Raw genomic sequence first — 4,479 nt, forward strand, 5'->3', positions numbered from 1 at the left:
GCTTCCAGAATTGGCGGGCCGCTATACTGGCACCGCCTGCCATCATCGGTGTCGCTCTCAGAGAATGAACTCGCCTATATGGAGTTCCTCAGAGAGATGCAGATGGGTCAGGGAATCTGCATGCTCCAATATGGCAATGTGTCGAGAGTGGGTCTGATCGCGGCCAGCACGGATCCTGACGGACCGGAAGTCGAGAGCATTGACCGCGAGTTCTTTCAGTTTGTGGGCATGTCGTCCTTCATGCGATTTTGCCAGTTGGTAACCATGGACCCGGACATACCGGTCCAGCTGTCCGGTCGCGAACAGGACGTCCTCTACTGGATGGCGCAGGGCCGCAGCAATAGTGCCATCGCCGATGTGCTTGGCATCCGTCAGGACACGGTCAATACATATGTGAAGCGTATCTTCGCCAAGCTGGAAGTGTTCGACCGAACCTCGGCCGTGATGAAGGGGGTCCGTCAGGGAATGGTCATCGTGTCGGACCCGATTTCTGAGCTTGTCGCCGACCAGATGAGAGCGAAACATCGAAGAGATGGATAGTATTTCTACTATTCTGCTTGAAAATATTGCGCGAGCCCTCACAATCCTCCTCGAGTCCGGGGAGGCAGTGGCGTGCTCAACAAGTTGAAGGGCCTGATAGAGGCGCGATCGTTGCAGGACCTGCGCGAAGCGGCCGTCTCGGCCTTTGGCGAGATGGGTGTGCCGCGGCTTTTGTGTCTGTCCCCGGTTGGCCATGATCGCTCGGTAGGTCGCGGGCTGACCAATGCAGGCTTTCCGGAAGAGTGGGAAACCGCCTATCGCGATACCCGTCATATGGACGACCCGCTGCCAGACATTTCGGTGCGGATCGGAACGGCCTTTCGCTGGCATGACTTGCCAAACGATGTCGTGCTGAATGAGCGGGAAACCCGATACCTTTCAGACTTGTCCAAATGGGGCATGGCGAAGGGCATATGCGTCGCCACTTACGGGTCGGCGGCGCGGGTCGGCTTCATCGCCGCCAGTTCGGAATCCGGAGAAGATGATCTGGACGGAGTCGATTTGTCGCTTTTCCAGATTGGCGCCGAGACCGCCTATCTGCGTTATTGCCAGCTGATGTCGGCTGAGCTGCAATATGAGATGAACCTGTCCAGCCGCGAACTCGACGTGTTGCACTGGATGGCGCAAGGCCGCAGCAATGCGGGCATCGCGGACATGCTGGACCTCAGCCAGGAGACTGTTGGCACTTACGTGAAACGAATCTTTGCCAAGCTGGACGTGTTCGACCGAACCTCCGCCGTGATGAAGGGCGTAATGCGCGGGCTCGTGATCGCGTCAGACCCGAACGTCGAGGCAGCCGCGCAACAGCGTCGTGCGCGTCCGAAACGTGCTTGATTGCCCATCCTGTTGGCACCAATCGCAGCCTGAACGAATCCGACGGCATATGTTCACTTGGTATTCAGAGCCTGATGCCTATACAGCCATGGTATGAAACGGATTTCTGCCCTTCTTCTGGCCATGGGCCTTGTGGTGACGCCTCCGGCGATCGCTCAGGACTGGCGTAACCAATGGTCGCCCGGCCAGGCGCGCGATTCGGTGCGGCAGGGCAAAACCGTTCCCCTCAGCCAGATTTTCCAGAGCCTGAAGCGGCAATATGGCGGCTATCAACTCGGTGCAGACCTGTTCGATAATGGCGGCAAGCCGCAATACAAGATCGACTGGATGACGGGGGATGGCCGCAAGATGCGCTTTACGGTGGACGCCCGTACGGGTGCAGTCCTTGACCGGCAGGGTGCTTGACCCGACATTGCTTATTAGATCGGAGGGACGTGTAGATGCGTATCCTGGTAGTTGAAGATGATTCAGACTTGCGCCGCCAGCTGGCCGATGTGCTCTCACAGTCAGGCTATGCTGTGGACCTCGCCGCAGATGGCGAGGATGGCCATTTTCTGGGCGACACCGAACCCTATGATGCGGTGATCCTGGACCTCGGCCTGCCGAAGATGGACGGCGTCAGCGTCCTGAAGAAATGGCGTGCGGACGGAAAATCCTTCCCGGTCCTGATTCTGACCGCCCGCGATTCGTGGAGCGAGAAGGTGGCTGGCTTTGATGCCGGCGCTGACGATTACCTCACCAAGCCGTTCATTACCGAAGAGTTGCTGGCGCGCTTGCGCGCCCTGTTGCGCCGCGCCGCCGGTCACTCTGCCGCGACGCTGGAGGCTGGCAAGCTGGTGGTCGATACGCGCGCCGCCCGTGCCAGTGTGAATGGCGAACCTGTGAAACTGACCGCGCACGAATATCGCGTTCTGTCTTACCTGATGCATCATATGGGCCGCGTCGTGCCGCGCACGGAACTGGTCGAGCATATCTATGATCAGGACTTTGATCGCGACTCGAACACGATCGAGGTCTTCATCGGTCGCCTGCGCCGCAAGATCGGGCAGGACCGTATCCAGACCGAGCGGGGCCTTGGCTACCGCCTTGTCGTGCCGGATGCCGAAACCCGCGTCGTCGGATAAGGCCCGCACCGCGCCGGAGCCCGGACCATGAGCGACAGCGCCCCTTCAAACCCGACCCTGCTGGACCGCTGGACGCGCCTGTCATTGGCGCGGCGGATCATGCTGGCAGCGGCGGTGTGGGGCTTGGTCGTGCTGGTCGGCGGCGCGCTCGCCTTGTCAGCGGTCTATCGCGCGCAGACGCTCAGCTTGCTGGAAGAGGATCTGGAACAGAATCTTGTTGGCCTGACCCGCGAGATGACTCGGGAAGGGGCGTTTCTCGAAGATGGCCAGGTCACGGATTCCCAGCGCGAATTCTTTCTCGGGGATGTGCGTTTTCGCACGCAATATTCCGGGCGCTACTGGGCCATTGTGGGGGTCAGCTCCGAAGGCGACATCGCGGGAGACATTCGCTCGCGCAGCCTCTGGGACGAGCCCGTTCCCCTCAGCGACGGTCAACTGGATCGGACGCTGGCCAATCCCGGCATGACGCAGTTCGGGGACTTTGACCTTGTTGGTCCGGCCGGACAGCATGTGCGCGTGGCGTCTCGCGCGATCCTGATCGCCAATCGTGACACGCCGCTTGTTCTGGTGGCGGCGGCTGACCGCGCGGCCAATGATGCGGCGGCGACGCGCTTCCGGAATTTGTTGCTGGGCACGATGATTGCCCTGTTCGGCGGTGTGTTCGCGGCGATGGTCGCGGGCATATCGTTCTCGCTGCGTCCGTTGCGGCGCATCGGGGATGACGTTGCCGAGGTGCGTGAAGGCACGCGGCAGAAACTGTCTGAGGATTATCCGGCCGAAGTGCGCCCGCTCGCCGATGAATTGAACAAGCTGCTTGAGCATAACCGGCAGGTGGTCGAGCGCGCGCGGACGCATGTCGGTAACCTTGCCCATGCCCTGAAGACGCCGCTGGCCGTGCTGCGCAATGAGGCGACCGGTGATACTTTGCTGGATGATGTGGTGCGTCGCCAGTCGGAAAACATGCAGACCAATGTCGAGCATTACCTGAAGCGCGCGCAAATGGTGGCGCGGGCGCAGACATTGGGCGCACGGACCGAGTTGCGCCCAGTGATCGATGGCATCGCACGCATGTTGAACCGGCTCTATGATGCAAGGGGCGTCAACGTGTCCGTTGACGGCGGGGTCGGGGCCGTGTTCCGGGGAGAGAAACAGGATCTCGAGGAAATGGTCGGCAATCTGATGGAAAACGCCTGCAAATGGGCCCGGAGCGAAGTGATGGTGCGGGTTCGCGATGGGGCAGAGGCGCTGACCATAGAGGTAGAGGATGACGGCAAGGGGCTGACGCAAGAAGAACGTGCGGGCGCCCTGAAGCGCGGCGTGCGCCTCGATGAGACCACCCCCGGCACCGGACTGGGCCTGTCCATCGTCAAGGAACTGGCCGAACTGCATCGCGGCAGTCTCGATCTGGGGGATTCCGGCATGGGTGGCCTGAAGGCCGTGTTGAAGTTTCCAAAATCATGACACGTCGGAACGGTATCATCCTCGCACTTTGTCTGGCGGTGGCGATTGGTGGATATCTGCTGGTCGGCAAACCCGGTATGGGCGATTTGCCGATGAAAGACCGGCAGGCTGGCCTGATGGAGAAAATCCGTACCGATCCGGGCGCGCTGACCCAGGCTGAAACGCTGTCGCGTCTTGAGGCGACCGTGGTGGAACGCCCTGACGATCCCCAGCCACACTATTTCATTGGTGAGATCCTGCGCGCGCAGGGACGCACGTCGGATGCAGCAAGGGCCTACCAGTCTGCCTTGCGGCGGGACAATGAATTCATGCCAGCCTTGCTGGCGCTTGGCGATGCGCTGGTCGAGCTGAACAATGGCGCGGTCTCGCCAGAGGCCACGCGCCTGTTCGCCAAGGCCTATGAACTGGATGAAACCCAGGTGCGCGCGGGTATGTGGGCGGCCATGGGTGCGTCGCAGGCAGGCGATCAGGAAAAGGCCGAACAGGCCATGCGCTATATCTATTCGCGCCTGCCGGAAGA

Annotated in this window: 6 protein-coding genes; all 6 read left to right on the top strand. The window is 60.9% G+C overall.

Annotation, left to right across the window (positions count from 1 at the left end):
* Positions 1-540, top strand: a 540-nt coding sequence (locus tag B4F73_RS09870; protein ID WP_290483149.1) for a response regulator transcription factor, incomplete at its 5' end; no start/stop codon positions are given.
* 72 nt (positions 541-612) lie between these two features.
* Positions 613-1,374: a helix-turn-helix transcriptional regulator gene (locus B4F73_RS09875; protein ID WP_290483150.1), complete on the top strand. Its 762-nt coding sequence runs from the start codon at positions 613-615 to the stop codon at positions 1,372-1,374.
* Positions 1,375-1,467: 93 nt separating this feature from the next.
* Complete coding sequence (locus B4F73_RS09880; protein ID WP_290479698.1) at positions 1,468-1,779, top strand: PepSY domain-containing protein; 312 nt, start codon at positions 1,468-1,470, stop codon at positions 1,777-1,779.
* Between the two features lie 35 nt (positions 1,780-1,814).
* A complete protein-coding gene (locus B4F73_RS09885) occupies positions 1,815-2,498 on the top strand; it encodes a response regulator transcription factor (RefSeq protein WP_206991011.1) in 684 nt (227 codons plus the stop codon).
* Between the two features lie 27 nt (positions 2,499-2,525).
* On the top strand, positions 2,526-3,959 hold the full coding sequence (locus tag B4F73_RS09890; RefSeq protein WP_206991010.1) for an ATP-binding protein: 1,434 nt from the start codon (positions 2,526-2,528) through the stop codon (positions 3,957-3,959).
* Positions 3,956-4,479: tetratricopeptide repeat protein (locus B4F73_RS09895; RefSeq protein ID WP_290483151.1), on the top strand; the 524-nt coding region annotated here is incomplete at its 3' end. The genes B4F73_RS09890 and B4F73_RS09895, both read left to right, overlap by 4 nt.

The sequence above is a fragment of the Hyphomonas sp. UBA3601 genome, assembly GCF_002375605.1.
Lineage (GTDB): Bacteria > Pseudomonadota > Alphaproteobacteria > Caulobacterales > Hyphomonadaceae > Hyphomonas.